General features: G+C 52.9%; 3 protein-coding genes. 2 read left to right on the forward strand and 1 reads right to left on the reverse strand.

Annotated elements, in window-relative coordinates; translation table 11 throughout:
- Together atpD and E1189_RS04010 are read left to right on the forward strand one after the other, a co-directional pair.
- Positions 1-922 (forward strand): F0F1 ATP synthase subunit beta (gene atpD / locus E1189_RS04005; protein WP_230460138.1); only part of this gene is annotated, 922 nt, incomplete at its 5' end.
- A 21-nt stretch (positions 923-943) separates the two neighbouring features.
- Complete coding sequence (locus tag E1189_RS04010; protein ID WP_155158776.1) at positions 944-1,363, forward strand: F0F1 ATP synthase subunit epsilon; 420 nt, start codon at positions 944-946, stop codon at positions 1,361-1,363.
- Between the two features lie 39 nt (positions 1,364-1,402).
- On the opposite strand, the gene E1189_RS04015 is transcribed toward E1189_RS04010, so the two are convergent.
- Positions 1,403-1,649, reverse strand: a 247-nt coding sequence (locus tag E1189_RS04015; protein WP_230460139.1) for a hypothetical protein, incomplete at its 5' end; no start/stop codon positions are given.

Consider the following 1,649-nt stretch of genomic DNA (forward strand, 5'->3'; position numbering starts at 1 on the left):
GGGTAAAACCGTTAACATGATGGAATTGATCCGGAACATTGCCATTGAGCACTCCGGCTTCTCTGTGTTCGCAGGTGTAGGGGAGCGTACCCGTGAAGGTAACGACTTCTACCACGAAATGACCGACTCCAACGTTATCGACAAAGTGTCGTTGGTGTATGGCCAGATGAATGAGCCTCCCGGTAACCGTCTGCGTGTTGCTTTGACCGGCCTGACCATGGCCGAGAAGTTCCGTGACGAAGGCCGCGATGTACTGTTCTTTGTGGATAACATTTACCGTTATACACTGGCCGGTACTGAGGTATCTGCACTGTTGGGCCGTATGCCTTCAGCGGTAGGTTATCAGCCAACACTGGCGGAAGAGATGGGCGTTCTTCAGGAGCGTATTACCTCCACCAAGACCGGCTCCATAACCTCTATTCAGGCCGTTTACGTACCTGCGGATGACTTGACTGACCCATCCCCAGCAACCACGTTCTCCCATCTGGATGCGACTGTGGTACTGAGTCGTGATATTGCGTCCAAGGGTATCTATCCTGCGATTGATCCGCTGGATTCCACCTCCCGTCAGCTGGACCCGTTGGTTATCGGCCAGGAACACTATGAAGTGGCCCGTAGTGTTCAGACAGTTCTGCAGCGTTACAAGGAACTGAAAGACATCATTGCGATTCTGGGTATGGATGAGCTGTCTGAAGAAGACAAGCAGACCGTATCCCGTGCTCGTAAGATTGAACGTTTCCTGTCCCAGCCATTCTTTGTGGCAGAAGTGTTCACCGGCGCCCCCGGACGTTATGTGTCATTAAAAGACACTATTAGTGCATTCAAGGGCATTCTGGCGGGGGAATACGATGATCTGCCTGAACAGGCTTTCTATATGGTTGGCACCATTGAAGAAGCGGTTGAGAAAGCCCAGTCTCTCTAATCGCCACGGAGCAGTGTAAATATGGCAGCGAGTGTAGAGTGCAGCATTGTCAGCGCGGAAGAGAGTATTTTCTCTGGCCCGGTAGAAATGCTTGTGGCTACGGGGGCTGAGGGTGATCTGGGCATTAAGCCCGGTCACTCCCAGCTGATCTCCGGTCTGAACCCCGGCCCTGTGCGCGTGATTCATAACGGCGGAGAGGAAGAGGTTTATTACGTGTCCGGCGGCTTCCTTGAGGTTCAGCCGAACAATATCAAGGTGCTGGCTGATACAGCGATCCGGGCGGAAAACCTTGATGAGGCTGCGGCCAAAGAAGCCAAAAACCAAGCTGAAAAAGCACTGGCTAACCAGCATGGTGAGTTTGACTATAGTCAGGCGGCGGCACAGCTTTCTCAGGCTGTTGCACAGCTGCGCACTGTGCGCAGAAAACTTGGCATGCGTTAAGGAGAGCGGGGCTTGGCCCCGCGCCTCCATTCTCTCTAACTAACTCTCTTTCTCTTCTGTGTTGCCACTGTCGCCATCACTCGAGATAGCTAAAGGTTGATCACCATTATCCTCATTGATGCGAACCTCTGACGCCCGGTCTCCATAAACTTCTCTCCATGTCTCTATTGTGATTAGACCGCCGCCACTCTGTCGTCTTTCCTGTGGTGCTTCCTGTGGTGCTTCCTGAGGTTCTCCGCTATCCACAACAACCTCCTGGCTACCGTCCTCACCCTCTCGTGTACCA

The sequence above is a fragment of the Parendozoicomonas verongulae genome, from assembly GCF_009711465.1.
GTDB classification, from domain to species: domain Bacteria; phylum Pseudomonadota; class Gammaproteobacteria; order Pseudomonadales; family Endozoicomonadaceae; genus Sansalvadorimonas; species Sansalvadorimonas verongulae.